We start from the raw sequence: 25,546 nt of genomic DNA, 5'->3' as shown, positions 1-25,546 counted from the left end.
ATACCGCGCGTGGCACGTTGTCAGAATGCGTCTTCCTCGAGTTCCATGATCTCGTTGTCGAGGGAACCCAGGATTTCTTTGGTCGACGCCAGGACGGGCAGGATGTTCTTGGCGAAGTACGACGCGATCACCACCTTGCCCCGATAGAACGACCGGTCCTTTGCCGACGCGTCACGGTCCAAGGCTGCCAACGCGACTTCCGCTTGCACCAACAGGCGCCATCCGATGAGCAGGTCGCCTACCGCGTACAGAAAGCGCACCGAGCCGAGGCCTATCTTGTACAACTCGGAGGGTTGGTCCTGGGAAGCCATCAGATACCCGGTGAGCGTCCCGGCCATCTCCTGCACGTCGGTCAAGGCGGTCTCGAGTAGGACTCGCTCGGCCTTGAGTCGACCGTTCCCGGCCTCACTGTCGATGAACTCTCGTATGCGACCGGCTACGTGAGCGAGTGCAACGCCGCGGTCGCGTGCGATCTTTCGAAAGAAGAAGTCCTGCGCCTGGATCGCCGTGGTGCCCTCGTACAGGGTGTCGATCTTGGCATCGCGGATGTACTGCTCGATGGGGTAGTCCTGAAGATAACCGGAGCCGCCCAGGGTCTGCAGGCTCTCGGTGAGCAGTTCGTAGGCCTTCTCGGAGCCGACGCCCTTGACGATCGGCAGCAGCAGATCGTTGACCCGCGCCGCCAATTCGGCATCCGCACCCGAAACCAACTCGGCGACATCGGCATTCTGGTGTGCAGCGGTGTAGAGGTAGACCGCTCGGAGGCCTTCGGCGTAGGCCTTCTGCATCGCCAGGCTGCGTCGGACGTCGGGGTGGTGCGTAATGGCCACGCGGGGCGCGGTCTTGTTTGTCAGCTCGGTGAGGTCTGCGCCTTGAATTCGTTCTTTCGCGTACTCGAGGGCGTTGAGATAGCCGGTGGACAGTGTTCCGGTAGCCTTGGTGCCCACCATCATTCGAGCGTTCTCGATGACCTGGAACATCTGGGCGATACCGTTGTGGACATCACCCACGAGCCAGCCGACGGCAGGAACGTCCGTCGCTCCGAAGGTGAGCTCGCAAGTCGGGGAAGACTTGAGACCCATCTTGTGCTCGACGCCGGTGACGTACACACCGTTGCGCTCTCCCAGTTCAAGTGTGTCCGAGTTGAAATGGGACTTCGGAACGTAGAACAGGCTCAAACCTTTGGTTCCTGGACCGGCTCCCTCGGGCCGGGCAAGCACCAAGTGGAAGAGGTTCTCGGCCGTGTCTCCGACGTCACCGCCGGAGATGAATCGCTTGACGCCCTCGATGTGCCACGTGCCGTCGTCCTGCGCGATTGCCTTTGTTCGGCCTGCGCCTACATCGGATCCGGCGTCTGGTTCGGTGAGCACCATCGTTCCGGCCCATCCGCGCTCGAATCCTTCTTTGGCCCAGTGTTTTTGCTGTTCGTTTCCGATGGTGTAGAGCACGCTCGCCATCAGTGGACCCATGTTGAAAAAGCTTGCGGATCCGTTTGCCGCGACCAACATTTCGCCGATCGCCCAGACCAACGGTGCAGGAGCAGGAACACCACCCATGCCTTCTGGTAGGCCGAGTCGCGACCAACCGGCCTCGTTCACCGCCTCGACCGTCTTGCGCAGAGGTTCCGGGACCACAACTGCGTGATTGGGTGCGTCGAATTCGACAGGGTTCCGATCCGCGTCGGCGAAGGACGCGGCGACCGGGCCTTCTGCCAGTCTCGCTACTTCCGCAAGAATGTTGCGCACAGTGTCGGTGTCGAGGTCCCCGTAAGCGCCGGCATCCAACAGTTCGCCGATCCCGAGCACCTCGAACAGATTGAACTCGATATCACGCACGTTGCTTTTGTAGTGACCCATTGTTCTCCGACCTTGGTTCGTCAGCAATACGGTTCGTCAGCAGATACGGCTCGTCAGCAGTACACAAGAAAGCCTGCCCCACAAGGAATTCAGTACGCAACCGTAGGTAGAGACGAGTTTCGTTGCTGCAAAGTAGCGCCGAGTCGCTCTCATTGAAACATTCACTCGTACAATCGGTTTCCGCCGGTGGGGGTGCATATCAGTCGCGTAGCATCCTCTGGGATCAAAGCGACTGCGCACCAATAGAAGTACCCATCCTCACCTTCGGCGTCATACGCATTCGCTGTGATCAGTGAACATGCTGCTCGGTAAACCAAGAGCGCCTCTCGTTGGTAGCCGAGACGTTTCTCGATCGGCGTGTAGAGCCCAGTTCTGTCTCGTGAGCCTTTGGTATCGGTCAGAGGGTGAGTAGCACTTTGGTGGCGCGCCGCTCGTCCATCGCCCGGTAGCCTGCGGCGGCGTCCTCCAACGGGAGAGTGAGGTCGAAGACGATGCCTGGGTCGATCTGGTCGGTCATGATGAGCTCGATCAGTTCGGGTAGGAATCGCCTGACCGGCGCGGGACCGCCGAGCAGGCTCACCGTCGCGAAGAACAGGTTCATGCCGTCGAGTTCGACGCCGTGGGATACCCCGACGTAGCCGACATGTCCGCCGGGGCGGGTAGCTCCGATAGCCTGCATCATCGATTCTTGGGTACCTACGGCTTCGACGGTCGAGTGGGCGCCGTAGCCGCCGGTGAGTTCCTTGATCTTCGCGATGCCCGCGTCGCCCCGCTCTTCGACGATGTCGGTGGCGCCGAATTGTGTGGCGAGTGCCTGCCGGTCGGCGTGACGTGACATGGCAATGATCCGCTCGGCGCCGAGTTGTCTGGCAGCGAGGATCGCCAAAAGTCCGACTGCGCCGTCGCCGACGACGGCGACCGTTTTGCCAGGTCCGGCTTCCGCAGCTACGGCGGCGAACCAACCGGTGCCGAGTACGTCGGAGGCTGCAAGGAGGCTGCGGGCCTGCCGCTCGGTCGGCTCTCCGTGGACAGGGACGAGGGTGCCGTCCGCGAGCGGGATGCGAGCGTATTCGGATTGGGTGCCGACCGAGCCCATCATGACCTGGTGTATACAGCGAGACTGAAAGCCGGCCTCGCAGATTTCGCAGGTGTTGTCCGACGCGACGAACGAGCCCACGACGAAGTCCCCAACTTCGATGTCGTTGACGTCGGGGCCGACCTGTTCGACGACGCCCACGTATTCGTGTCCCATCGGCGTCGGGCCATTCAGCTCTTCGATGCCGCGGTACGGCCAGAGGTCGGAACCGCAGACGCAGGTGGCTGTAACGCGAATGATCGCGTCGGTCGGTTCGACGATCACCGGCGCTTCGATCTCTTCGACCCGGACGTCGCCGGGGGCATGCATGACGACAGCGCGCATGACGTGGCTCCTCACCATCGGTTTTCTCGTGTCACTTCAACCTGATCACGATTCGGCGGCGTGCGGGAGTCCCGCGCGATAGTGGTACTGCGAGGGACTCCCTCGCTACCGGTCACTGACTTAGGCTCGATGGCATGGACGATCGAGCGCAAGTACGCGAATTCCTGACCTCGCGGCGCGCCCGAGTCACGCCCGAACAAGTTGGACTTCCGGCCGGATCGAACCGCCGCGTGGACGGTCTACGTCGAAGTGAAGTGGCAACCCTCGCCGGCGTGAGCGTCGAGTACTACACGAGGCTCGAGCGCGGAGCGATCAGCGGCGCATCGCCGGGTGTACTCGACAGTATCGCGAAGGCCTTACGACTCGACGACGCCGAGCGCGCCCACCTTTTTGATCTCGCGCACGCGGCAAGCCCGGTAGCCAGGCCCCCGCGTCGGCGAAATGCGAAGGGCTGGAAGCCCCATCAGAGCCTGCAGTGGGCGCTTGATGCAGTCACCGCGGGACCCGCTTTCGTGCGGAACGGTCGCATGGATCTTCTTGCTGTCAACCCACTCGCGCGTGCGTTTTACAAGGACCTGTACGACATGCCGGGGCAGCCCCCGAACATCGCGCGCTTCACGTTCCTCGACGAAAGGGCTTTCGAGTTTTATCCGGACTGGAACGCGTTTGCCGAGGTGACCGTCTCGATTCTGCGAACCGAGGCTGGGCGAGATCCTCACAACAAGGAATTGCACGATCTGATCGGTGAACTCAGCACTCGGAGTGAGGAATTCCGGCGTCGGTGGGGCGCGCACGACGTCCGCCATCACGGCACCGGATTCAAGACTTTTCACCACTCCGCCGTGGGGGAGCTGACGCTTGCCTTCGAAGGTTTGGAGATGGCCGCCGAGCCGGGGTTGACGCTCACGATCTACACCGCAGAGCCGGGATCGCCGTCCGCGGAACGGATGCAGCTACTCGCCTCGTTGGCAGCCAGTGAGAATGCGGACTCTGCTCCTCACGTGTCGGAGCGGTCGCTGACGGACGGCTGACGAACTGCGCGACGGTTGATCGGGTCGTCAGTTGACGACTTCGACGGTGGTGCGCTTCGTGCGTTCCTTGCGCAACAGGATCATCAGCGGCAGAAAGTAGAGAGCGGCAACGCCGGTGCCTACCAACACCGGCCCAGTGGCACCGAGACTCGAGGCGAACGCAAACCCGGCGATCCAGGAGCCGACCGCCGTGCCCAGATTGAACGACGAGGTGCTGAGAGCAGAAGCCATCGTCGGCGCCTGATCGGCATAACGCACAGCCATCCCGATCAGGATGGGATTGGTCGACATGCCGAACAGTCCCAGCATGACTACGAGAATCACCGTCACGATCACGTTGTGCGAGAAGAGGCAGAGCGCCCCGAGTACGAGAAACGTCATCGCTGCCGAGACGAACAAGACCCCGTACTGATGCTTCGCACCGAGTCGACCGCCGAGATTGGAGCCGACGAACGCACCGAGTCCGTAGCCGACAAGCACTAGCGGCACTGCCGACGCAGCAAGTCCCGTGTTCTCGGTCAACAGCGGAGAGATGAAGCTGTACGCCGCCAGCGACGACCCGCACACGACGGCGCAACCGGACAGAACGAGCCAGATGCGTCCGTCCCGTAGGCTCGCGATCTCCGCTCGCCAGGACGGCACCGCACCGGAGTCGGTGTCGGCGGGTACCAATCGGTGGACGACGGCCGCGGCAACGAGTGCGAGGGCGGCGAGGGCCCAGAAAGGACCACGCCACCCGATGCTCTGACCGGCCAGAGCGCCGAGCGGAACACCGATGACGTTCGCGAGCATGCCTCCACCCAAGACGATGCCGAGCGCGCGCGAGGAAGACGCCGGGCCGGCCGCTTTTGCCCCGACCACTGCAGCGACTGCCCAGAATGCGCCCGTCGCCACGGCTGTGAGGAAGCGGGCGCCGAGAATGAGTCCGAAGTTGGACGAGAGCGCAACGATGACGTGTCCGATCGCGAAAACAACCAGCGCCGAGCTCAAGGTCACGCGTCGAGGAACCCTGAGTGTCAAGATCGCCATCGCCGGCGTGCCGACAATCATTCCGATCGCGAAGACGGTGATCATCAGGCCGACGTTCGCGATCGACGTACCGAGGTCACCCGCGATCTCGGGAAGAATGCCGGCGACGACGAATTCGGTTGTACCCATCAAGAAAACTCCGACGGCCAGCACGTAGATCACGAGCGGCAGGCGGCCGGTTTCTTCGACGGTCGGGGCGGAAATCATGAGGTGGTCAGTTCTCTTTCTGTTGACGACGCGTATGTCGTGGCGCACCCGTCCAGGGCATCACGCCCGTCGCCTGCGAGGGAGTCCCGGTCGTTGGGGGTACTCGAAGGGACTCCCGGTGTGGCCGATTGCGCGCTACCGTCGGCGCAAAGACTGCCTGAACCCGGGAGGCGCGCCCATGACACGACGACAGATCCGAGGGCTTGGCGCCGCCGTGCTCCTTTCGGCCTTCCTGACGGCCTGCGGTAGCGAGGATCCTGAAGGGCCCGGTCCACAGGCAAGCACGACAACACGATCGGCGCCCGCCGCGGCCTTCGGTGAACCCGAGACCGTCGCCGACGGCTTGGACGCGCCCTGGTCGATCGCATTCCACGGCGATACACCACTTGTCAGTGAGCGCGACAGCGCGCGAATCCTCGAACTCGACGCCGGCGGAAACAGCCGCGAGGTGGGAGTCGTCGACGGCGTCAGCCCCAGGGGTGAGGGCGGTTTACTAGGGATCGCAGTACGTGAAAACCGCCTGTACGCGTACTTCACCGCGAACGGGGAGAACCGGATCGAACGCTTCGACATCATCGGTGCTCCGGGGGAATTCGCGCTCGGGCCGGCCGAGACGATTCTCGACGGGCTCGCTTCGGCCAGCTACCACAACGGTGGTCGCATCGCGTTCGGCCCGGACGGGATGCTGTACGTGACCGTCGGTGATGCCGGTAGTCGAGACAGAGCTCAGGACCTCGACTCGATGTCCGGGAAAATTCTGCGCATGACTCCGGATGGCGATGTACCGCTAGATAATCCATTTCCGAACTCGTTTGTCTACAGCTACGGCCACCGCAACTCCCAGGGCATTGCCTGGACCGAGGACGGCACGATGTACGCCAGCGAGTTCGGGCAGGACACCTGGGACGAACTCAACCGGATCGAAGCAGGCGGAAACTACGGGTGGCCCGAGGTCGAAGGGATTGTGGGTGAAGACGGATTCATCGACCCGCTCCAACAATGGTCACCTGACGACGCCAGCCCCAGCGGAATCGCCATCCACGACGGCACGATCTACATCGCCAATCTTCGTGGTGAGCGACTCCGCACGGTGCCCTTGACCGATCCCGCGACCGCCGACGAGCAGTTCGTCGACGAATACGGGCGCCTCCGTGACGTTGTAGTCGCACCGGACGGGTCGCTGTGGATACTGACGAACAACACCGACGGTCGTGGCGACCCCAACCCCGGTGATGACCGCATCCTTCGCGTGCCGTTGCGCTGATGTCGATTTCCGGCGAACGCAGTACTTCCAGCCCGAGGGTCCTGGCCGAAGCCTGTGATTCACTAATATCTTTACGACAGGTGCGCCGGGTACGGATCGGAGAGACAGCATGGGGACTTGGGGTTCAGGACCTTTCGACAACGACGTAGCGGGCGACCTGCTCAGCGCAGTACAGGCGGGTGACTACGACATCGACGATTACGCTAGCCACCCCGATGGCGGTTATCTCGATGCCGATGATGCTCAAACAGCAATCGCCGTCGCCGAGATTCTTGCGGTTGCGCACGGCGTTGCGGCGAAGCCTGTGCAGCTGGATGGAATTGACGCCGCCGGGTACGTCAGCACCTTGAGCCCGGAGCAGAAGAGTTGGGTCCTTACCGCACTCGAGCGTGCAGTTTCCGACAGCGACACTTCGGAGTTGTACGAGTTGTGGGAAGAGAACGGTCCGGAAGACCTCGCAGCTTGGCGGGCACCGATCCTGAGCAGATTGGCCAGCCTCAAAACGGTGGGGTGAGCGTCACTCGTTTGCAGTCCCTTGCTTACTCGGAGTTCGACGAGGACAGACTCCCCTTGACGTACCGGGTGGTGTCGTCAGCGAGGATCTCGGCGAGCCCGCTTTCGATACCGTCCAGTGCTTGCGCGGCGACGTCGGCAGGATCGATCTTCTGTTCGGCGGGTACGCCAGCGGCCATGTCGGTATCCATGTATGCGACATGCAGTGCCGATACGGAGATTTTGCGCGGCGCAAGTTCTTCTCGAACGGCGTCGGTCATCGCCCAGGCCGCTGCCTTCGACGACGCGTAAGACCCGAGCGCGGCTGGATGGAACCAGGACAGCACCGACAGAACGTTGAGTATTGTTCCGCCGTCGTTGTTTTCGATGACGGGAGCAAACGCCCGGGTCACGGCGAGCGGGCCGTAGAAGTTGACGTCCATCTCTCGTCGAATGTCATCGATGTCGCCCCCGATCAAGGGCGCCGAGGTAGAGATACCTGCGTTGTTGACCAGCAAGGTCACATCCGATGCGATTTGCGCGGCGGCGGTTATCGATTCGGCGTCCGTCACGTCCAACCTCAGGGGGATGACGCCGGGTAGATCGACAGTTTCCGGATTGCGCGCAGCCGCGTACACCTTTGCGCCGCGCTCGACGAGTCCCGCAGCCAGATGGCGTCCGAGCCCGCGATTGGCTCCTGTGACGACCGCAACCGTCTTGTTCAGGTCCATGATTCTCCCAGAGTTGTGATTGCTCGTGACGTTTAGATTATGAATCAAATCTAAGTGTCGTCTAGGATAGATGTCAAGTGAAATCCAAACTGGAAGGCGTTGTGATGGGCCGCGTATCGCAGCAACAAGCGGAAGAGAACCGTCGGCGCGTCGTGGAAACCGCAGCCCGACTGTTCCGAGAGAAGGGCACTCACCTCAGCGTCGCCGACCTGATGAAGGCGTCGGGGCTGACCCACGGTGGCTTTTACAAGCAGTTCGCGTCCAAGGACGCTCTCATCGACGAAGCGACCACCCACGCCTTCAAGGAACTGGCTCAGCTGCACTCTGCGGGACTCGAAGAGCATGCAGGGCAACGTGACTCCGCCCGAAAAGCTTTGATCGATACCTATCTCTCGGTGGCGCATCGCGACAACCCGGCAGACGGATGCCCCGCTGCTGCGCTCGCCGCCGACATGGCGCGCGAGCCTGCAGACAGCGAGGCCCGTCGGGTTTACACGGAGGGAGTGGGGGATTTTGCCGCAGCTCTTGCCGACGACGAAGCTGTCGGTCTCCTCCGGCTCTCCACCATGCTCGGTGCACTGGTTCTTTCGCGAGCTACCAAGGGTTCCCCGCTCTCCGAGGGAATTCTCGATTCCGCGCGCGTCGAACTGATCAGAGGGCTTCGAGAGCCGCTGTCATCTTCTTGACGGTCTCGGGTGCCCCTGGCCGCGAATCCCGTTTTCACGAGGTCCAGTGCTCGCGATTCCGAGAGTCGGACTCTCGATATGTCGATTGAACGCTCTAGTTGATTCCGACGACTTCCTGGGCGATCGCTGCGAGTCTTGCCTGGGCAGCGGATACGACGCCGTGTCGGTTCTTGTGCGCTTCCTCGTACGCAACGATGTCCCGCACCTGTGCGGCGTCGGTCAGTTCCTTCACGGCGGAGACGGCTTGGGTGACGTTGAGTTCGTCGAAGTCTTCGATGGGAAGTTCAGTGGGGTCGAGTAGCCCACTCGACTTCCGTACCGAACGGAAGACGTCGGCGGCACCGTCAGCACCTTCTCGGCGAGTGACCTTCTCAGCCGTGGCGATGGCCGCATCCCTACTGGCCGAGAGTGTTTTCACAGTCACGTCACCGGCATATGCGCCCCAGCTGATCAGCTCACCCAGTACCGGCGGTGAGGTGCGAACAGCGTCGATGGCACGGTCGAGACTGCGGGTCGACCAGGAGACCGGAACGTTGACCAGCCGTATCGCCGCGCCGGTGGCAGCTTGCATCGGTGTGCGGCGCAAAGCTGCCGGTCCACCGAGTGCCTCTTCGGCCAAGACAGTCGTGAGCCAGTCCACGGTCGCGGAGTGTGCAGTGATGAGGCGGTCGGCCAACGCCGCGACGGTCTGATCGCCGCCGGCAGTGGCCAGGGCCTTGAGGTAGCGGGAACGGTCGAGGAGTTGATGTTCGAGCGCAAGGTCTCCCAATACCGCTTCGTCGAAGGGCTGAGCCTGTTCGACCATCGCTTTCACTCCGGCTGTCGCGCGTCCGATGAACGGACCGACCAATTCCGGCACGCCCCCCAGATCGCGAATCGTGGACTCTATGGAACTCGCCCTTTCACGGCCGTTCTCTGCGTTTTCCGTCAATTCGCGTCGAACAGCCTCGGTTCTGGCCTGTGCGACGCGCGTTTCGGCGACCTGGATCTCGGTGTGCGTCAGACCGAGGAGGATGCGTAACTGGGTGATCAAGGCGGACGTGGTTTCGGAGTTGCTCATATCGGGGTCGTCCCTTCGTCGGTGCGTGCTTTACGTGATGTTCAGCTTCTGCTCGACGAGTGCTCCGCGGGTCGCGGAGCCACCGCCGCTACGCGGGCTACCCCGACCTACCGCGTAGTAACCACAACGAACAAGTGGGGTCGACGCACCGAGATCGTCGGCGCCAGGACGAGTGAGATCCCGGCCACCCCGAGGTTTCGATTTCTATTCGGCGGGAAGGAGGCATGTGCAGTGCATCCATCCAGAAGCCCACGAGAAACTGCGTCACCTGAGGAGTATCGATATGCCGGACCAGTACGCAATGCAGGACCCGACCACGCGGTTCCCCGCTCCTGTGCGTGAGCGGCAGGCGGAGATCGCACACCCCGGTCTCACCGCAGACATGATTTCTCCTCCCGACCACGGTGAAAACACCTATCGAGGGAGCGGTCGACTCGAAGGAAGGCGTGCGATTGTCACCGGAGCAGATTCGGGCATCGGACGTGCGGTCGCGATTGCATTTGCCAGAGAAGGCGCGGACGTTGTCCTGAGTTATCTCGACGAGGAAGAACAGGACGCTCGGGAAACCGCTCGCTGGGTCGAGGAGGCAGGTCGCAAAGCCGTCTCGGTGCCGGGAGATCTCCGAAGCGAGGAACATTGTTCTGCTTTGGTCGAAACCGCGGTGCGTGAACTCGGCGGACTCGACATCTTGGTGAACAACGCCGCGTTTCAGATGGTGCAGATGGGCGGCATCGCCGATATCACCACCGAACAATTCGACCGTGTGATGAAAACCAACCTCTACGCACTATTTTGGCTCTCCAAAGCAGCGATCGCGCAGATGGAGCCCGGATCGACGATCGTGAATACCTCGTCCATCCAAGGTGCGTCCCCGTCGCCCGAGCTGCTCGATTACGCCACGACAAAGGCGGGCATCATCGACTTCACCAAGGGGCTGGCCGCCGATGTCGCACGGAAGGGAATCAGGGTCAATGCCGTTGCACCTGGACCGATTTGGACGCCACTGATTCCGGCGACGATGCCCAAGGAGAAGTTCGAGACGTTCGGGGACGACGTTCCGCTCGGGCGGGCAGGTCAGCCGGCCGAGCTTGCTCCCGCCTATGTATTTCTCGCCTCTGGCGAATCCAGTTACACCACTGGGGAAGTCATCGGCGTGACGGGTGGAAAACCGCTCACCTGAATGTGCGACTAGACAAGGCGTACGACGACGGCGTAACGGTCAACCGTTGTCGAGGCCCGCGGCGACCATCGCTGCGGCGGTCTCTCGTTCGGAGAATGAGCCCTTCTCCAGACCCCGGATGACGCCGGAGCGATCAGCGGGGGAACGGTTTTGATTCAACTTCGCTTTTCCGTAGACACGGGCCACGTGCAGTTCGATCCCCACAATCCCTCGCAGCTGCGCATCGACGAACTGCGGCGGCGCGTCGGTGACCTTCCATTCGTTCTCACGGCCGGATTCATGTCGAGCTGTCAGTGCGGTGACGTGCGCACGCAGCCACTGCTCGTCGTCGTGCGCAACCAGTTGGCCGTAGACGTAGAGAACTTCGTAGTTCCACGTCGGGACGACCTTCCCGTGGACGCTCTTGCTCGGGTAGAACTCGGGGCTCACGTAGGCGTCGGCGCCGGGGAGGATCACTAGAGACTCCGATGTCCCGGTGTATCGCCAATGCGGATTCGTCCGGGCGAGATGCCCCTCCAACACGTTTCCTTCGGCGTTGTACAGCAGTGGCATCGACGTGACTTCGAGGGTCTCGGGGCCCGGTGTGACCAGGTGTCCGAATCCACCGGCGTGGAGAGAGTCGGCGACCGCGTCGTCGGAGAGGCGGAATTGTCCGGGCAGAATCATGTGTCTCCTCACAGATTTTTTGTCATGTGACAATGTGTCACAGCGTGGAGGTTTTGTCATGTGCTAATAGAGTGAGCCTGTGACCAGCACTGTGGCGGACCAGGTGAGGCTCTATGTCGTCCGCGGGACAGCGGGCGAGATTTCCGAGGGCATCCGCAATCTCATCAGTGCTGGGGTACTGGCTCCAGGGGATGCGTTGCCGCCCATACGGGCCTTGGCCGACGATCTCGAGGTTCACCGGAACACAGTTGCCGGAGCCTATCGCTTGCTCGTGGCGGCGGGAGTTGTGGAGACACAGGGCCGGCGCGGCAGCTTCGTGCGAGCCATACCGTTCCTGGAAGGAGAAGGCGGTATCGCTCTTCCTGGCAGCGTGGATCTCGCCAGCGGAAATCCTGATCCGGCATTGCTGCCTGATCTCAGAGCCTCGTTGGACCGGACCACTTACACGCCCCGGTTGTACGGCGCCGCAGCCACCGAGCCTCTACTCGATTCCTGGGCACGTTCCTCGATCGAGGACGAGGTTCCAAGGCCGTGCTCGATCACCATCACCAACGGTGCCGTTGACGCGGTCGAGCGACTGTTGACCGCTCATTTGACCCGAGGTGACGCCGTCGCGATCGAGGATCCGTGCTTCCTGGCGAGCATCGGAACGCTCAAAGCCAACAGCTTCCGAGCGGTACCGATGGACATCGACACTTCGGGTATTACCCCGCAAGGGCTGCTGCGTGCTCTCGAAAGTGGTGTGCGCGCGATTATTTGCACCCCTCGTGCGCACAACCCCACCGGGGTCAGCATGAGCGCCGACCGAGCGGCGATTCTCGGAAGCATCCTGGCCGAGTTCCCTCACGTTCTGGTAATCGAGGACGATCACTTCTCTGCCGTGTCCAGCAATCGGTACTGTCGGCTCGCTCCGATGAGCACGACGCGGTGGGCGCTTGTTCGTTCCGTGTCGAAATTTCTCGGGCCCGACCTGCGCGTGGCAGTGGTCGCCTCGGACCTCGACACCGGCATTCGGCTGAGCACTCATCTCCGGTCGGGCGCCAACTGGGTCAGTCACCTGCAGCAGCGCTTGAGTGCTGAACTGCTGAGTGATCCGACGGTGATCGACGGCCTCGCCAATGCTCGCGCTGTCTACGAGCGCCGCCGAACCCTTCTGAAATCTGCACTGTCAGAACATGATATCGAGGTTCCTGACACTTTCGACGGACTCAATGTCTGGGTTCCGCTGGATCGGGATTCCGAACCGATTGTCGAGCGACTCGCCGAGTCTGGCTGGCTCGTGCGGGACGGAAGTCAGTTCTCGGCGACGCCGGGTCAGTGCCACCGGGCACTTCGTGTGACCGCCTCCACCATCACCTCTGACCAAGCACGCGAGTTCGCCAGTGCCCTGGCTGAAATATTGGCGAGCCCGTAGTTGTCCAGCTGCACTACGGTGCGAATCTGAGTCTCTCGCTTCTCGACGAAACTACCGGCGACGGCTGGATCGATAGGATCGGTTCGAGCGACGACGAAGGGTGTAATTGTGGCGAGGGCGGTTGTTGTCGGTGCGAGCCGAGGTCTCGGTCGTGCTTTGATCGAGGGACTGAGGAGCGACGGCCACGAAGTTCTCGGCATCTCTCGGCGGCGCCCTGACGGGTTCGACGTCTCCGAGTGGATCGAAGTAGACCTGACCGACCCTGTTACGGCGGCGAACTCGATCGATCAGGAGCTTGTCGGAGGTGTAGACACCCTGATTTGCAACGTCGGGATTTGGGAAGGGGACGCCTTCACCACTGACTATGCATTCGCAGAACAATCGGACATGGAAATGCTCGAAATGATCAACGCCAACATCACGGCCACAATTCTCCTGCTCAAGCGCCTGATCCCGAGAATGATCGGCCGTCCTCGACCTCGGATCATCTTGACCGGGTCCACCTCGGGACTCCCGCGAAGCGGTAGGCCGGAGGTTGCGTTCGGTGCATCGAAGTTCGCGATCAACGGCATTGCCGACGCGTTGAGAGAGGGCTACCGGAAGGACAGACTCGCCGTGACTGTCCTTCATCTCGGATATCTCAATACAGAAGACGGACTCGACGTGCCCCGAGACGTCGCTGCCGCCAGGGGAGAGGGATCTCTGGTCCCGGTACATGACGTTGTGGATACGGTGCGCTCGATCTCGAGTTTGTCGTCTTCGACGTCAGTGCGGGAAGTAGTCCTCACTGCGATCGACGATCCGCGATTCTGATTTGCGGCTGTCGACTCAATCTGGTTGCTGAACAGACGTATTCAGAGAATCTAAACCCCGATCAAGAAGTAAGCTCCGGTCAGATACGTCAGGGTGAGGCCCGCCAAGGCCCACGCCATGTACGGCCGGATGTAGAGGCGCCGCAGGCGGTGCAATCGCAGGGAGGCTCGCAAGAACGCGCCCACGGTCCCGAGCAGCAACATCAGGCTCGGGACGAAGACCGCCAGTCGGCGATCCTTCTGTGAGCACAGCAAGGTGTCGGTACCGAAGCATTCGCCCCGCCGGGAGCCCAACCACACGATCGCGATAACCAAAACCGCGGTAGCCAGAACGACTGACACGCCGTACGTCAGGGTTCGCCTGTTGATCTTTCGCTCTCGACGCTGAATTACATCTGACGCGTCAGAACTGTCGGTCATCACACCGGCTCCTGTACATCGCACCTCACTTCGTGGATCGGCGGTGGGAGATGGCGTACAGCACTACTCCGACGGCCAAGAGTAATGATGCGCGTAACCACGTCGCAGCGCTCTGCTGGGTGAGCAACGCAACGCACGTACCGAGAGCGAGGATCGGGAAGATGATCGGCGTTCGGAAGTGTTTGTGTTGCACTGCGTCACGGCGCAGAACCAGGACGGCGATGTTGGTGCTGATGAATACGAAAAGCAGCAGGAGTACCACCGTCTCCGCCAGGGCTGACAGCGATCCGGTGACGCAGAGAGCCATGGCAACTGCTGTGGTCGCGATAATCGCCACCCAGGGGGTCCGTCGCTGCGGCAGTACCCGAGCGAAGACGCTCGGGAGCAAGCCTTCCGATGCCATCCCGTATGTCAGCCTGCTCGCCATGATCATTGTCAGCAGTGCGCCGTTGGCGACGGCGACCAACGCGATCAGGCTGAACAGGCGAGGCGGAACGCCGACGTCGGCAGCTGACACAACTTCCAGCAGTGGCCCGGAGGATGCGGCAAGTTCGTCGGCGGGCAGGACCACCGAGACAGCCAGGCCGACAAGGACATAGGCGGCGCCGGCTGTCAGTAATGCTCCGAACAGTGCGCGTGGGTAGACCTTGCTCACGTTCTTCACTTCTTCGGCGACGTTCGCGGACGTTTCGAAGCCGACAAAAGAGTAGTACGCGAGGAGTGCCGCAGCCAGCACCGCGAGTGCAGGCGATCGGCTGTCGTCGAACTCCACGACGCGGCTCAGGGTTCCGTCGCCGCGCCCGAGAACTATGCAAGCGAGGACGACAACGAGGACGAGCCCGGTGACCTCCACGACTGTCATGACGACGTTGGCGCGCATCGACTCCTTGATGCCTCTGGCATTGAGAAGTCCCACCAGGAGCAGGAAGACGAGCGCCGCTGGAACGGTTGGGACGTCGATGAAGGCTTTGAGATAGTCGCCCGAGAATGCGAGGGCGAGTCCCGCCGCACTGGTTACGCCGGCCGCCAGCATCGAGAAGCCGACAAGGAACGAGATCAGTGGTTTCCGATACGCCCGTTGGGCGAAGACGGCTGCGCCGCCCGCTCGCGGATATTTGGTGACCAGTTCGGCATACGACGTTGCTGTCAGCAATGCCATGACGAGCGCTACGAGCAGTGGTACCCAGACGGCTCCACCAACTTCACCGGCGATGACGCCCACCAACGCGTAGATACCGGCGCCCAGAACATCTCCGAGGATGAACACGAAAAGGAGTGGGCCGGTTATCGCCCGGGTCAGAGTGTTCGTACTGCCGCCTTCGTCGCGGCGTGCGGTTTCGTCCACGTTCTCGGCCCTCGCGGCGCGTCGCATGTGCAAGGTTCATCCTGTCTTCATGGTGACGTGCCGCCACCTCAGGAGCAGTCATGTACCCATTGGCCGAGGTTTCAAACGTAGGTCGCCCGCCTTCCCGTGCTTTGCTTGTAGGGGAATCGCAGAAGTAGTGACTGGAGGACGAAGTGGCCGAAACGACGGTTGCCGCGGTGATGGACGAGTTGGCTGCTCTCGAAGATCCGAAGGCGCGTGCGGTGAACGAGAAGCACGGTGACGATCACGGTGTGAACCTCACAAAACTGCGCGCTGTTGCGAAGCGATTGAAGACTCAGCAGGAACTCGCACAACAGCTTTGGGCGACGGGCGATACCGCGGCGCGATTGTTGGCCCTTTTGATCTGCCGCCCGAAGGCGTTCGAGCGTGACGAGTTGGATGTCATGTTGCGAGAGGCCCGCACTCCGAAGGTGCAGGACTGGCTCGTCAATTACGTGGTGAAGAAGAACCCGCATGCCGAGGAGTTGCGGGTGGCCTGGACCGCTGACCCTGATCCTGTGGTCGCTAGCGCCGGGTGGGCTCTGACCACCGAACGTGTCGCGAAGAAGCCCGAGGGACTTGACCTTTCAGGGCTACTCGACGTCGTCGAGGCGGAGATGAAGGATGCTCCTGACCGCCTGCAATGGGCGATGAATCACTGCCTGGCTCAGATCGGGATCGAACATGCCGAGTACCGCGCCCGGGCAATCGAGATCGGTGAGCGACTGCGGGTGCTCGAGGATTACCCGACTCCACCGAACTGCACCTCGCCGTTTGCGCCCATCTGGATCGCGGAGATGGTGCGGCGTCAGTCTGTAAAGTAGCTCGATCTTGTCGCGGGGCCGGCGTGCGGTTCTTGACCCTATTGGAACTGAGGCAAGGGTAACCTTTGTGCTACGTTTGGCGTCGTCACCCGCTGGAGGTGTCTGAGCAGGTCAATCGGTCGAGAGGTGCTTCAGTGACAAGGATTCCGGGTCGAGCGTCATCGGAGCGGCGCAGCCGTGTCCGCGGGATGGTAGCTGTCCTGGCGGCATGCGGCCTCGTAACTGGAATGGCGGCCTGCAGCAGCAACGACGACGGTGGTGGCACCGAGACTTCGTCCGCGGCGAATGCCGCGTTTCCGGTGACGATCACGTCGGCTCTCGGCACGGCCGAGATCAAGGACGAGCCCAAGCGGGTTGCTACCTGGGGTTGGTCCAACCAGGATGCCCTTCTGGCGCTCGGGGTCGTCCCGGTCGCGATGCCCACGTTTTCCGGACCTCAGTACGGGGCCGACGCGCAGGGCATTCTGAAGTGGGACGCCGAGGCACTCGACAAGCTCGGTGGCGAGCAGCCCACCTTGTTGTCGGGTGACGGAACGGGCGAAGCACCTGTCGAGCAGTTCGCCAAGGCTGAACCAGATCTCATCTTCGCCCCGTACTCCGGGCTCACTCAGCAGGAATTCGACGCACTGTCGAAGATCGCGCCGGTGGTTTCCTTCCCGGACGAGCCGTGGACCGCGTCGTGGCAGGACCAGGTGACCATCGCCGGTCAGGCGCTGGGTAAACAGGCCGAGGCCGGCACGCTCATCGACAAGACCAACGCCGCGATCAGCGCGACGGCTGCGAAGAACCCTGCGTTGCAAGGTAAGACCGTCACCATCGCACTCCCGAACAGCCCGAGCACGTTCGCGGTGAGTAAGAACGCCGACGTGCGTGTCGAGTTCCTCGAGCAGCTGGGTCTGAAGAACGAGCCGACGATCCAGCAGGCCGATCCCGCCAAGGATCCGGAGGCCGTGTACTTCGAGCTGAGCACCGAGCAGGCGCCGCTGATTGCGTCTGACGTGCTGTTCGTGGTGGCCTACGACAAGGACTCTCTGAACGCGTTCCTCGCCGAGCCACTGGTGGCAGCTCAGCCGGTGATCGTCGATGGGCGTACGGCATCCACCAAGGACTTCAGCGTCGACAAGAACTTCGCGTTCGGCGGACTGACGGTCCTGACCATCCCGTACATCCTCGACGACGTCGCCACAGTTCTGAACACCGCTGCCGGCAACGTCAAGGGCTGACCCGGCCCGCTAGCGGGAAGTTCGAAACTGCGTCCGGTATCGCTGTGGACTGGTACCGACCAGGTCTCGGAAGCGTTCGCGGAATGTCGTGACGGCATTGAATCCGACTTGTCCCGCAACACGTTCGATCGAGTGGTCGGTAGTCTCGAGCAGAAATTGCGCTTGGCGGAGCCGCGCGTGATGGAGCCACTGCAACGGCGTCGTACCGATTTGTTCCTGGAATCGGCGGTTGAGCGTGCGAGTGCTCATCGTTGCCTTGGCCGCGATTGTCGTGATGTCGAGTTGCTCCCCGAGGTTCTCTTCCATCCAGTTCAGTAGCGGCCTGAGGGTTGTCCCGCTGGGTACGGGAGGCTCGTGAACGATGAATTGTGCTTGCCCTCCGGCACGTTCGAGCGGCATCACACTCAGCCGCGCCGTGTCGGCGGCGACCGCGGACCCGTAGTCCTGACGGACCATGTACAGACACAGGTCGAGTGCGGCCGCGGCGCCGGCGGAAGTCAGGACGTGCCCGTTGTCTACGTAGAGAACGGCGGCGTCGACGTCGACAGCCGGGTGCCGGCGGGCCAACTCCGACGCAGCCGCCCAGTGCGTCGTCGCGCGAAGTCCGTCGAGCAGGCCTGTGTCGGCGAGGGTGAATGCGCCGACGCACAGTGAGGCGATGCGCGTGCCGCGATCCGCGGCAGTTCTGAGGGCTTCGATGATCTCGGGGTCGATCGGCACATCGAGATCGGCGGTGCCCGGGATGATGATCGTGCTGGCCTGGGCGAGACGTGACAGTCCGTGCGGTACGCGCATCGTGAACGTTCCGGTCTCCACCTCCTCGGTGAGCGCGCACACGGCGGTCCGGTAGGCCGGTGCGCCTGAGGGAAGCCTGCATCGTCCGAAGACTTCGAGGGGTGCTGCCAGGTCCATCGGCACCACTCCGGGCAACGCGAGAACTGCAACGTCATGCATGTCTGAAACGTAGCGTATGTGGCGCGAGATTCTGTGATCTCGTGTCGTGAAATATCCTCTCAACTGGTATTTCACAGAATATGTGAGGTTGGCTGAAAGCCGTCGAAGGTTGGCTTTCAGCCGTCGCCGCAGGGGTCAACTTCCTCCTACTGTCGTAGGAACAGCGACGCGCACAGGAGCGCGTCGCACAAAATCGGAGGTTGCAGTGCACGCGCAGATCGTGTTGTTCGACGGATTCGATCCCATGGATGTCGTGGGTCCGTACGAGGTGCTCTACGCCGGGGGTCTCGCCAGCGGTGGGGCGTTGAGTGTCGAACTCGTCAGTGCGGAGGGGCCTCGGACTGTCCTGAGCGGAAGTGGTGAACTCGCTATGACCGCCACTGCAACCCTCGATGTCGAACACGCGGATCTGATCATCGTTCCCGGAGCATCGGGTCTCTTCGAACCCGATGCGGACCAGCCGGGCACCAGTTTGCCGGAAAGACTCGCGGCCACAACGGAAACCGAACTGCCCGTCATGATGCGGCGTGCACTCGACGATCCTGGTGTTCTTGTTGCGACCGTCTGTGGAGGATCTTTGGCGCTGGCGATGGCGGGGCTTCTCGAAGGGCGCCGCGCCGTGACACACCATCTTGCCGTGGACGCACTGGCGGCCGGCGGCGTTATTCCGATCCAGGCACGAATCGTCGACGACGGTGACCTGATCACCGCCGGCGGTGTGACGTCCGGTCTCGACCTTGGCCTGTACCTGTTGGAACGATGCCTCGGGCCCCGGATAAGTCTCGAGGTCGAAGCGCTCTTCGACTACGAGCGTCGTGGAACGGTGTGGTCGGCCAAGGGCGCCGAGCCTGTAATCACCTTCGCCCCGGACGCTGCGTGAATACGCTTGTGCGTACCGAAACGCGAGAAATCTCATGACCGGAATCCTGCTGTCCCTCCACGTGATTGCGGCCATTCTTGCCATCGGCCCCGTCGCTGTGGCGGCGAGTATGTTCCCGGTGGCGAGCCGCGCCGCGCTCGCCGATCCGGACAGCGCCAGTGTTGCGACGACGGGCATGCTGCATCGCATCGTTCGGGTGTATGCCACGATCGGCATTGTCGTTCCGATGCTCGGTGTCGCGACCGCCGTCAATCTCGGAGTGCTCGGTGACCTGTGGATCCTCACCTCGATCGCACTCACCGTCGTTGCCGCCGTGATACTCACCGCGGTCGTGCTTCCCGCCCAACGGCTGACAATGGCGGCGATCCAAGGAACCGGGTCCGTTGTGGATGTCGCAACGCGGCTCACCCGTCGACTGGGCACAGCGACGGGGATCTTCAATCTGCTCTGGGTCGTTGTCGTCGTGTTGATGATCTTTCGGCCAGGATCGACAACCGGCGTGTGATCCGAGGCGATATTTCCCGTGTCGGAGACAGCGACGCTTGACCTTGACACAGTGACAAGGACTCCAATGGTCGACGAAGGAGGTGGTTGTCGTGAACACAACCAACCATGGTGGACAGAATGCTCACCTCGTCGACGCATTGGCCGCGGCTGATCCCTCGGTTCGGCTGCGCGCCGCGCTCGCTGTCGGCACGCGCCCGGACCCTGAGCTGACGGATGCCCTGATCGATCGGTGCGCCGTCGAGCCGGACTTCTTCGTCCGCGACATGCTGACCTGGGCTTTGTGCCGCTTGCCGGCCGAAATTACGGTGCCGAGGCTGATCCGTGAGCTCGGGTCCGATGGTTCGCAAGCCCGCAGTCAGGCGCTCCACACCTTGTCCAAGATCGGCGATCCGATCGCGTGGCCCGAGGTCTCTGCGCTGGTGCACGACCAGGACGACGAGGTCGCGCGCAGTGCGTGGCGCGCCGCAGTGGCACTCGTGCCGGCAGGAGTCGAGGGTGCATTCGCAGCGGATCTGGCGACCGAACTCGGGCGGGGTGAACTGCAGATGCAGCTCAGTCTGAGCCGTGCTCTGACCGGGCTCGGCGAGGCTGTACTCCCGGTGCTCGACGCGGCCGGAATGAGCCCGAATCCGCGTGTCCGGGCGCATGCTGATGCTACAAAGCAACTCTGGCACGACCCCGACGGTGGGTTCGCACTCTCACACGAGTTGGCGAAGCGCGTCGCGGCAATCGGCCCGGACGCGTAGGAAGGGGAGACGGATGTTGATCGGCGAGGTCTCGCGGCGTTGTGGTGTCAGCACACGGATGCTGCGTCACTACGACACCTTGGGACTGGTGAAGCCGACGGGCCGCACGTCCGGCGGTTACCGGGAGTACTCCGCCGACGACATCCGTCGACTCTTCCACGTCGAGAGCTTGAGGACGTTGGGGCTCTCGTTGAACGAGGCCAAGCGTGCACTGGACGAACCCGACTTCGCGCCGGCCGATTTGGTGGGTGAACTCATGCAACACACTCGGCAACGGATCGCGGCGGAGGAGGAATTGCTGACCAAACTCGAAAGGGTCGATGCCAGCGCCCCTTCGGAGTGGGACGACGTCCTGCGCATGGTCTCGCTGTTGCGTGCACTCGAATCCGAGTTCGCTGCTCATCGTCAGCAAGCGATCCTGTCGCAGGAGCTGAATGCGGCGTTGCCCGTCGACGCACTCGTCGAGGCCATCCTGTCGGAGAAGGATGCCAACGTGGCCGGAGCGTTGCAGTGGGCGTTGGCGAGGACCGAAGGTGCGGGCCTTGCAGGTCTCACGAAGGGGCTCGAATCGGAGGACGTCGAGGTTCGACGCCGCGCGACGTCGGCCATCTCCGGGATCCACACCGAGGAAGCAACTCGGGCGCTGAAGCGAGCTCTCGATGATTCGGACGCGATAGTCCGCGCTGATGCCGCTCTCACCCTCGGATCTCGCGGAGAGGCCGTCTCGATGCCCGCTCTCCTCGAGATGGTCGCCGACGGGCGACGCGACGTCGAGGCCGGAGAGGTGCTCGGTCTTCTCGCGGAGCACTCACCGACAAGCGGTGAGGTCGTCGATGCCGTGCAGGCAAGACTCGACGGCACTGACGACGCCCCGACGAGGTTGCGAATCACGCAGGCACTCGCTGAGATTCCCGGCGCGGCGGCCCGGGAAGCGCTCGCCCGGCTGACACGCGACAACGACAAGACGGTCGCGTCCACGGCAGCCGCGATCCTCGAGATGCGGGACCGTGGACCACGCCGGCGCGAACGACCGCGTATCGGGAACTGAAATCGGAGAACTAGGGCACCTCTGACAAATGCGGGCCCGGGTGGTCAGCGCCGCAACGATTTTGCCGCGGCGTTGCCCTTCAACGCTGCACAGAGCAGGACAAGGAGCACCGCTAGAAACACGACTGTTGAGGCGCCAGCCGACACCACAGATCCGAAACCTGTCACGACACCGATGACGACCTGCATGCACAGTCCCACTACGGCTGTCCACGCCGTCCGGCGTAGAAGGGGCCACGCAATCCGATGGGCCAATTGCCACGCCTCGGGGCTCGAGATCGTCGCCTTCGTGCGTATGCCGACAACGGGATTCGGTTCATCACCGACGACTCGCGGAAGAATCCCGGCAACGAACGCGAGGACAAGCGTCGACGACGACAGTGAGGCCGTCAGACCCAGTAAGTCAGGCGATTCCATCCGTCCAGCCCCCTGTCGGCAGATTTGACACAGCGGACATTCCAGTCTGGGGTGCCGCTGGGACACATCCGACTGTATGCGAACGAATGTATGTACTGCTGATCGGGTGACGCACTTTCAGGCTTTGTCGGATGAGCAGTGGACTCGATCTCGGACTAGTTTTCAGACAAGCCCTAGTGTGGATTGCCTAGGCAAAAAAGGTTTCCCGCCGGATCCGCCAACACGTGCCGGATGATCCGCCCGAATCAAGTCGAGGTGAACCGTATTCCTTTGGCTGTGAGCCTGATCCATCTCAGGCAAAGCCTCGAAGCTGCTGCGCACCCGCTGCGCGGTGATCAACGGATATGGTCTCTCACGTGGTGGATCAACGGCGAATGAGTTTGCGACGCAGGTACCTGAGCCTCGGTCTTGGCGAACTGGCCGCCGCGGGAGTGTTTGCCGCCGTGGCTGTCAGCGTCGTGATGCCTCGGCTCGAAGGTCCGAAAGACTCCGCGGCGCTGTGGTCGGCGCTGGCCCCAATGCTCGTGGTTCTCGTGCAAGCGGGTGTCTATTGGCTGCTTGCCCGAGGCTGGGTCGAGCAGGCGCCGATGCCTGCCCGCCTCGCGGCGCTCTACCGTGTGTTTCGGGTCCTCGACATTGTCGTCTTGGCGGTCGGTCTCCTCGGCGTGCTCATTTGGCTACCAGATCATTTCGTCACTGCGGCGGCCATCATGGTGGTGTGGGCTTTCGGCGTCGTCGAATACGTCAATTACTTCGTGGCCCGTCTCGCTTATCCGCTGCGGCGGTGGCCGTTCGAGGTCGGCAAGTGGCGGACGCCTCAACTTGTGCGCGACCTGCATTCGGCGCGGTGATACCGGCAATTAAGCCGGCCTTTGCCGCAACGGCAAAATTTGATGCGGGATCGGCGTGAGTTCGGAAGGATCGGTACTGCCTATCCAGGAATGAAGCCTCTTCGTCGTTCTTCACCGAGGAAGGAGATCCACCATGGCAACGTCGCGTCGGAGCCGTCGTGATGTCCCACCGCCCCGGACAGGGATTAGCGAGACCGATACGCTGCGCGCGTTTCTCGACTACCTGCGTGATTCGATCGCTGCCGAGGTTGAAGGTGCTCCGGAACCTCAGGTGCGCACCACAATTGTTCGGTCGGGAACAACCTTGCTCGGGCTGGTCAATCATTTGACCTTTGTCGAACGATCGATGTTTCTCGCCGAAAACGTGACGGATTGGAAAGCGACGTTTCAGCGAAGAGACCGGGCGCCATGCCGGGCACGCTGACATCCTCCGCGAACTTATCGACGGTTCGACCGGTCGGTGACATCGCAACATCGATCACAACAGTGGTTCGAAGTCGTCCGTCTCGCCGACAGCTTCCGCGCTTCATTGAGGCGAATGTCCACTACCGAAATCGGGGCCCACAGGTATCGGGTCGGTCGCTCCGTCGGGAGTTGTTACTTCCCAGTGCAGTTCGGATGCAGTCGGGGGAACGAGCGCGCCGATCCACTCGGCAACGACACCGACGATAACTTTCTCGAGTTCCGTGCGTGACCACTCTCGCGGACGAGTGGGAACCGGTGGCTCCCAGCCTTCCTCACCCCAGATCACGCTGAAAAGCTCCCGCTCGTCGCCGATCTGCTGATTCAAACTGAACGCATCCGGATCGTCGAATCGCGCCCGGACGCCGAAAGTGCCCTCGCCGTCCTGGTCCACGGAGACGTCGATGACAATGCCTTCGGCATGTGCTGTCGCCGCGGCGCGCATCGCCGCCAGCCGGCTTTCGACTACCGACGATGTGGTGTCGAGGACGGACCTCAGCGAGTCACGGTATTCGGTAGCTTCCACGGACTCAGAATATAGAACTCGTGGCTTCGAGCATGGTGGTATCGGGTCTTGGCCGAAATGTGGAGCGATGACGAGACCTGGGGGACTCGCAGTGCATCTTCGTGTCAAAGGATAACCGTTCGCCTGCAAGCATTTTCGGAAATCGATAGGGTTTGGCTTGTATTGATGTGGGGAGACTCGCAGCGTTGAGTGCGGAATCTGCGCACGACGGTTTCGCTCCTCGAGATCAGAGCGGTGAAGGTGGCATATGTCCGTTATCTTTTAAGCGGTGGTCCCATCTCCGGCCGCCACGCACTTGCGAGTGCGGACTGCAAGTGGAAGGCGGCCCTCGTGCAACAGGTATCGAGCCGAGTCTTGTGACGGCCCTGCGAGTGGTCATCGCCGACGACGACGTGCTCCTACGGGAGGGGGTGGCCAGCCTGCTCACTCGGGCAGGCCTGGAAATCGTCGGACAGGCAGGGGATGCGGACGAACTGCTGACACTGGTCGACGGGCAAAATCCGCAACTGGCCATCATCGACATCCGGATGCCACCGTCACACACTTCGGAAGGGCTCGACGCAGCGCTGCGTATAAGAAGAGAGTTCCCCTCCGTTGCAATGCTTTTACTGTCAGCACATGTCGAGGTCGATCATGCGTTGGAGCTTCTCGACGGAGGGAAGGGGATCGGGTACCTCCTCAAGAGTCGAGTGACCGACGTAGACGATTTCGTCGCGACGCTCGACAGGATCGCAGCCGGCGCCTCGGTCATCGATCCCGCTCTGGTCTACGAATTGGTGGCGGCCAGGCGACGTGACGACCCGTTGGCGGCACTTAGCGTCCGCGAGCGAGAAGTGCTGACGCTGATGGCAGAAGGCCTGTCGAACGTGGGGATAGGGCGTCGGCTGTGGATCACCGAGGGCACCGTCGAAAAGCACGTGCGGAGCATCCTCACCAAGCTCGATCTGGAGAGTACCGCCGACGACCATCGCCGCGTGCGCGCAGTCATCATGTATCTCGATGCCGTCAGCTGACGGGTGTCTGCGTTTGAATCGGCACACTCATCCTTGCGAAAGAATCCGCGCAATCGAGTCTGCGGACAGTTCGAACTTCGAGAGGAATCCGATGGCTGAACTCGATTCGACAAGATCGGCGAAGTCTTCTTCGTCGTGTGTCGACACAAGGATGATGGCCGGCGTCGGCGCCAAACCGGCGGCGTGGAGAATCTCCACCACGTCGAATCCGCTTTCGAAACCGAGGTCGATGTCCACCAGGACCAGGTCGGGGTGGGTAGCTTCGGCCACTGTGATGGCCGTGCCGAGGCTGGATGCGGTTCCGACAACCGTCATACCCGCGGCCTCGAGCACTCGTCGTGCAGCGGTGCAGAATGCATCGCTGTCGTCGACGATGAGGCAGCTCCGGTCGGAAGACTTCACCCTGTCAAGGCTGTCAGACGTCGGCGCACCCGGCATTACCGCTACCCGTAATTTCTCGGG

Annotated in this window: 27 protein-coding genes and 1 pseudogene; 16 read left to right on the top strand and 12 right to left on the bottom strand. The window is 62.2% G+C overall.

Annotated elements, in window-relative coordinates; all coding sequences use genetic code 11:
* Positions 1-20: 20 nt before the first annotated feature.
* On the bottom strand, positions 21-1,856 hold the full coding sequence (locus P0M12_RS11005) for an acyl-CoA dehydrogenase (protein ID WP_042922938.1): 1,836 nt from the start codon (positions 1,854-1,856) through the stop codon (positions 21-23).
* Between the two features lie 397 nt (positions 1,857-2,253).
* The gene (locus P0M12_RS11000) at positions 2,254-3,276 is read right to left on the bottom strand and encodes a zinc-dependent alcohol dehydrogenase family protein (RefSeq protein ID WP_030537173.1); all 1,023 of its coding nucleotides are present in this window, start codon (positions 3,274-3,276) and stop codon (positions 2,254-2,256) included.
* Positions 3,277-3,410: 134 nt separating this feature from the next.
* Here P0M12_RS11000 and P0M12_RS10995 point away from each other — a divergent pair, with 134 nt between their 5' ends.
* Positions 3,411-4,307 carry a helix-turn-helix transcriptional regulator gene (locus P0M12_RS10995; RefSeq protein ID WP_029256657.1) on the top strand — a complete coding sequence of 299 codons (897 nt, stop codon included), beginning with the start codon at positions 3,411-3,413 and terminating at the stop codon, positions 4,305-4,307.
* Between the two features lie 27 nt (positions 4,308-4,334).
* Here the strand turns inward: P0M12_RS10995 and P0M12_RS10990 are convergent, their stop codons facing one another.
* Positions 4,335-5,543: an MFS transporter gene (locus tag P0M12_RS10990; RefSeq protein WP_064443531.1), complete on the bottom strand. Its 1,209-nt coding sequence runs from the start codon at positions 5,541-5,543 to the stop codon at positions 4,335-4,337.
* Positions 5,544-5,721: 178 nt separating this feature from the next.
* On the opposite strand from P0M12_RS10990, the gene P0M12_RS10985 reads away from it, so the two are divergent.
* On the top strand, positions 5,722-6,807 hold the full coding sequence (locus P0M12_RS10985) for a PQQ-dependent sugar dehydrogenase (RefSeq protein ID WP_209922567.1): 1,086 nt from the start codon (positions 5,722-5,724) through the stop codon (positions 6,805-6,807).
* Between the two features lie 109 nt (positions 6,808-6,916).
* Positions 6,917-7,321: a DUF4259 domain-containing protein gene (locus tag P0M12_RS10980; protein ID WP_125052376.1), complete on the top strand. Its 405-nt coding sequence runs from the start codon at positions 6,917-6,919 to the stop codon at positions 7,319-7,321.
* A 25-nt stretch (positions 7,322-7,346) separates the two neighbouring features.
* Here P0M12_RS10980 and P0M12_RS10975 read toward each other — a convergent pair whose 3' ends face one another.
* Positions 7,347-8,030 (bottom strand): SDR family oxidoreductase, encoded by a 684-nt coding sequence (locus tag P0M12_RS10975; protein ID WP_007735616.1) that lies wholly within the window; start codon positions 8,028-8,030, stop codon positions 7,347-7,349.
* 77 nt (positions 8,031-8,107) lie between these two features.
* On the opposite strand from P0M12_RS10975, the gene P0M12_RS10970 reads away from it, so the two are divergent.
* Positions 8,108-8,716 carry a TetR/AcrR family transcriptional regulator gene (locus P0M12_RS10970; protein WP_238592608.1) on the top strand — a complete coding sequence of 203 codons (609 nt, stop codon included), beginning with the start codon at positions 8,108-8,110 and terminating at the stop codon, positions 8,714-8,716.
* Positions 8,717-8,810: 94 nt separating this feature from the next.
* Here P0M12_RS10970 and P0M12_RS10965 read toward each other — a convergent pair whose 3' ends face one another.
* Entirely contained in the window at positions 8,811-9,776 is a 966-nt protein-coding gene (locus tag P0M12_RS10965; protein WP_007735620.1) for a hypothetical protein, read from the bottom strand.
* A gap of 283 nt (positions 9,777-10,059) precedes the next feature.
* On the opposite strand from P0M12_RS10965, the gene P0M12_RS10960 reads away from it, so the two are divergent.
* Positions 10,060-10,956, top strand: coding sequence for an SDR family oxidoreductase (locus tag P0M12_RS10960; RefSeq protein WP_007735622.1), 897 nt, complete (start codon positions 10,060-10,062; stop codon positions 10,954-10,956).
* Between the two features lie 39 nt (positions 10,957-10,995).
* On the opposite strand, the gene P0M12_RS10955 is transcribed toward P0M12_RS10960, so the two are convergent.
* The gene (locus tag P0M12_RS10955) at positions 10,996-11,622 is read right to left on the bottom strand and encodes an FMN-binding negative transcriptional regulator (protein WP_030537447.1); all 627 of its coding nucleotides are present in this window, start codon (positions 11,620-11,622) and stop codon (positions 10,996-10,998) included.
* A gap of 79 nt (positions 11,623-11,701) precedes the next feature.
* Between P0M12_RS10955 and P0M12_RS10950 the strand changes: the two genes are divergently transcribed.
* Together P0M12_RS10950 and P0M12_RS10945 are read left to right on the top strand one after the other, a co-directional pair.
* The gene (locus tag P0M12_RS10950; protein ID WP_223257969.1) at positions 11,702-13,036 is read left to right on the top strand and encodes an aminotransferase class I/II-fold pyridoxal phosphate-dependent enzyme; all 1,335 of its coding nucleotides are present in this window, start codon (positions 11,702-11,704) and stop codon (positions 13,034-13,036) included.
* 108 nt (positions 13,037-13,144) lie between these two features.
* Positions 13,145-13,849, top strand: a complete 705-nt coding sequence (locus P0M12_RS10945; RefSeq protein ID WP_003943023.1) for an SDR family oxidoreductase — start codon at positions 13,145-13,147, stop codon at positions 13,847-13,849.
* A 50-nt stretch (positions 13,850-13,899) separates the two neighbouring features.
* Here P0M12_RS10945 and P0M12_RS10940 read toward each other — a convergent pair whose 3' ends face one another.
* Both P0M12_RS10940 and P0M12_RS10935 read right to left on the bottom strand, forming a co-directional pair.
* Positions 13,900-14,268: a hypothetical protein gene (locus P0M12_RS10940; protein WP_007735659.1), complete on the bottom strand. Its 369-nt coding sequence runs from the start codon at positions 14,266-14,268 to the stop codon at positions 13,900-13,902.
* Between the two features lie 25 nt (positions 14,269-14,293).
* Positions 14,294-15,640 (bottom strand): APC family permease, encoded by a 1,347-nt coding sequence (locus P0M12_RS10935; protein WP_277377711.1) that lies wholly within the window; start codon positions 15,638-15,640, stop codon positions 14,294-14,296.
* A 146-nt stretch (positions 15,641-15,786) separates the two neighbouring features.
* Here P0M12_RS10935 and P0M12_RS10930 point away from each other — a divergent pair, with 146 nt between their 5' ends.
* Both P0M12_RS10930 and P0M12_RS10925 read left to right on the top strand, forming a co-directional pair.
* Positions 15,787-16,458 (top strand): DNA alkylation repair protein, encoded by a 672-nt coding sequence (locus tag P0M12_RS10930; RefSeq protein ID WP_277377710.1) that lies wholly within the window; start codon positions 15,787-15,789, stop codon positions 16,456-16,458.
* Between the two features lie 134 nt (positions 16,459-16,592).
* Positions 16,593-17,681, top strand: a complete 1,089-nt coding sequence (locus tag P0M12_RS10925; RefSeq protein WP_277377709.1) for an ABC transporter substrate-binding protein — start codon at positions 16,593-16,595, stop codon at positions 17,679-17,681.
* A 9-nt stretch (positions 17,682-17,690) separates the two neighbouring features.
* Here P0M12_RS10925 and P0M12_RS10920 read toward each other — a convergent pair whose 3' ends face one another.
* The gene (locus P0M12_RS10920; protein ID WP_054826711.1) at positions 17,691-18,635 is read right to left on the bottom strand and encodes a helix-turn-helix domain-containing protein; all 945 of its coding nucleotides are present in this window, start codon (positions 18,633-18,635) and stop codon (positions 17,691-17,693) included.
* Between the two features lie 205 nt (positions 18,636-18,840).
* On the opposite strand from P0M12_RS10920, the gene P0M12_RS10915 reads away from it, so the two are divergent.
* The 4 genes from P0M12_RS10915 (at position 18,841) to P0M12_RS10900 (ending at position 21,816) form a co-directional block, all read left to right on the top strand.
* Positions 18,841-19,515, top strand: coding sequence for a DJ-1/PfpI family protein (locus P0M12_RS10915; RefSeq protein WP_007735669.1), 675 nt, complete (start codon positions 18,841-18,843; stop codon positions 19,513-19,515).
* A 34-nt stretch (positions 19,516-19,549) separates the two neighbouring features.
* The gene (locus tag P0M12_RS10910) at positions 19,550-20,020 is read left to right on the top strand and encodes a DUF2269 family protein (RefSeq protein WP_277377708.1); all 471 of its coding nucleotides are present in this window, start codon (positions 19,550-19,552) and stop codon (positions 20,018-20,020) included.
* A gap of 82 nt (positions 20,021-20,102) precedes the next feature.
* Positions 20,103-20,768, top strand: coding sequence for a HEAT repeat domain-containing protein (locus P0M12_RS10905; protein WP_192712704.1), 666 nt, complete (start codon positions 20,103-20,105; stop codon positions 20,766-20,768).
* A gap of 13 nt (positions 20,769-20,781) precedes the next feature.
* Positions 20,782-21,816: a HEAT repeat domain-containing protein gene (locus tag P0M12_RS10900; RefSeq protein ID WP_064689079.1), complete on the top strand. Its 1,035-nt coding sequence runs from the start codon at positions 20,782-20,784 to the stop codon at positions 21,814-21,816.
* A gap of 44 nt (positions 21,817-21,860) precedes the next feature.
* Here P0M12_RS10900 and P0M12_RS10895 read toward each other — a convergent pair whose 3' ends face one another.
* Positions 21,861-22,232 (bottom strand): SdpI family protein, encoded by a 372-nt coding sequence (locus P0M12_RS10895; protein WP_231782696.1) that lies wholly within the window; start codon positions 22,230-22,232, stop codon positions 21,861-21,863.
* Between the two features lie 374 nt (positions 22,233-22,606).
* Between P0M12_RS10895 and P0M12_RS10890 the strand changes: the two genes are divergently transcribed.
* Complete coding sequence (locus P0M12_RS10890; protein WP_030537437.1) at positions 22,607-23,083, top strand: hypothetical protein; 477 nt, start codon at positions 22,607-22,609, stop codon at positions 23,081-23,083.
* Positions 23,084-23,216: 133 nt separating this feature from the next.
* A pseudogene (locus P0M12_RS10885) lies at positions 23,217-23,507 on the top strand (DUF664 domain-containing protein); the annotation flags it as partial.
* 102 nt (positions 23,508-23,609) lie between these two features.
* Here the strand turns inward: P0M12_RS10885 and P0M12_RS10880 are convergent.
* The gene (locus P0M12_RS10880) at positions 23,610-24,071 is read right to left on the bottom strand and encodes a DUF6389 family protein (protein ID WP_277377707.1); all 462 of its coding nucleotides are present in this window, start codon (positions 24,069-24,071) and stop codon (positions 23,610-23,612) included.
* Positions 24,072-24,427: 356 nt separating this feature from the next.
* On the opposite strand from P0M12_RS10880, the gene P0M12_RS10875 reads away from it, so the two are divergent.
* Positions 24,428-25,084, top strand: a complete 657-nt coding sequence (locus P0M12_RS10875; RefSeq protein ID WP_030537435.1) for a response regulator transcription factor — start codon at positions 24,428-24,430, stop codon at positions 25,082-25,084.
* A 27-nt stretch (positions 25,085-25,111) separates the two neighbouring features.
* On the opposite strand, the gene P0M12_RS10870 is transcribed toward P0M12_RS10875, so the two are convergent.
* On the bottom strand, positions 25,112-25,486 hold the full coding sequence (locus P0M12_RS10870) for a response regulator transcription factor (protein ID WP_030537434.1): 375 nt from the start codon (positions 25,484-25,486) through the stop codon (positions 25,112-25,114).
* Positions 25,487-25,546: the final 60 nt, after the last annotated feature.

The sequence above is a fragment of the Rhodococcus sp. RCBS9 genome (assembly GCF_029457415.1).
Classification (GTDB): domain Bacteria; phylum Actinomycetota; class Actinomycetes; order Mycobacteriales; family Mycobacteriaceae; genus Rhodococcus_F; species Rhodococcus_F qingshengii.
This window is presented reverse-complemented; position numbering and strand designations above follow the sequence as displayed.

What these genes read in the sequence shown, in the direction of transcription:
- P0M12_RS11005 (WP_042922938.1), bottom strand. Translation starts at nt 1,856, where the DNA reads ATGGGTCACTACAAAAGCAACGTGCGTGATATCGAGTTCAATCTGTTC.
- P0M12_RS11000 (WP_030537173.1), bottom strand. Translation starts at nt 3,276, where the DNA reads ATGCGCGCTGTCGTCATGCATGCCCCCGGCGACGTCCGGGTCGAAGAG.
- P0M12_RS10995 (WP_029256657.1), top strand. Translation starts at nt 3,411, where the DNA reads ATGGACGATCGAGCGCAAGTACGCGAATTCCTGACCTCGCGGCGCGCC.
- P0M12_RS10990 (WP_064443531.1), bottom strand. Translation starts at nt 5,543, where the DNA reads ATGATTTCCGCCCCGACCGTCGAAGAAACCGGCCGCCTGCCGCTCGTG.
- P0M12_RS10985 (WP_209922567.1), top strand. Translation starts at nt 5,722, where the DNA reads ATGACACGACGACAGATCCGAGGGCTTGGCGCCGCCGTGCTCCTTTCG.
- P0M12_RS10980 (WP_125052376.1), top strand. Translation starts at nt 6,917, where the DNA reads ATGGGGACTTGGGGTTCAGGACCTTTCGACAACGACGTAGCGGGCGAC.
- P0M12_RS10975 (WP_007735616.1), bottom strand. Translation starts at nt 8,030, where the DNA reads ATGGACCTGAACAAGACGGTTGCGGTCGTCACAGGAGCCAATCGCGGG.
- P0M12_RS10965 (WP_007735620.1), bottom strand. Translation starts at nt 9,776, where the DNA reads ATGAGCAACTCCGAAACCACGTCCGCCTTGATCACCCAGTTACGCATC.
- P0M12_RS10960 (WP_007735622.1), top strand. Translation starts at nt 10,060, where the DNA reads ATGCCGGACCAGTACGCAATGCAGGACCCGACCACGCGGTTCCCCGCT.
- P0M12_RS10955 (WP_030537447.1), bottom strand. Translation starts at nt 11,622, where the DNA reads ATGATTCTGCCCGGACAATTCCGCCTCTCCGACGACGCGGTCGCCGAC.
- P0M12_RS10940 (WP_007735659.1), bottom strand. Translation starts at nt 14,268, where the DNA reads ATGACCGACAGTTCTGACGCGTCAGATGTAATTCAGCGTCGAGAGCGA.
- P0M12_RS10935 (WP_277377711.1), bottom strand. Translation starts at nt 15,640, where the DNA reads ATGCGACGCGCCGCGAGGGCCGAGAACGTGGACGAAACCGCACGCCGC.
- P0M12_RS10920 (WP_054826711.1), bottom strand. Translation starts at nt 18,635, where the DNA reads ATGCATGACGTTGCAGTTCTCGCGTTGCCCGGAGTGGTGCCGATGGAC.
- P0M12_RS10910 (WP_277377708.1), top strand. Translation starts at nt 19,550, where the DNA reads ATGACCGGAATCCTGCTGTCCCTCCACGTGATTGCGGCCATTCTTGCC.
- P0M12_RS10900 (WP_064689079.1), top strand. Translation starts at nt 20,782, where the DNA reads ATGTTGATCGGCGAGGTCTCGCGGCGTTGTGGTGTCAGCACACGGATG.
- P0M12_RS10895 (WP_231782696.1), bottom strand. Translation starts at nt 22,232, where the DNA reads ATGGAATCGCCTGACTTACTGGGTCTGACGGCCTCACTGTCGTCGTCG.
- P0M12_RS10890 (WP_030537437.1), top strand. Translation starts at nt 22,607, where the DNA reads ATGAGTTTGCGACGCAGGTACCTGAGCCTCGGTCTTGGCGAACTGGCC.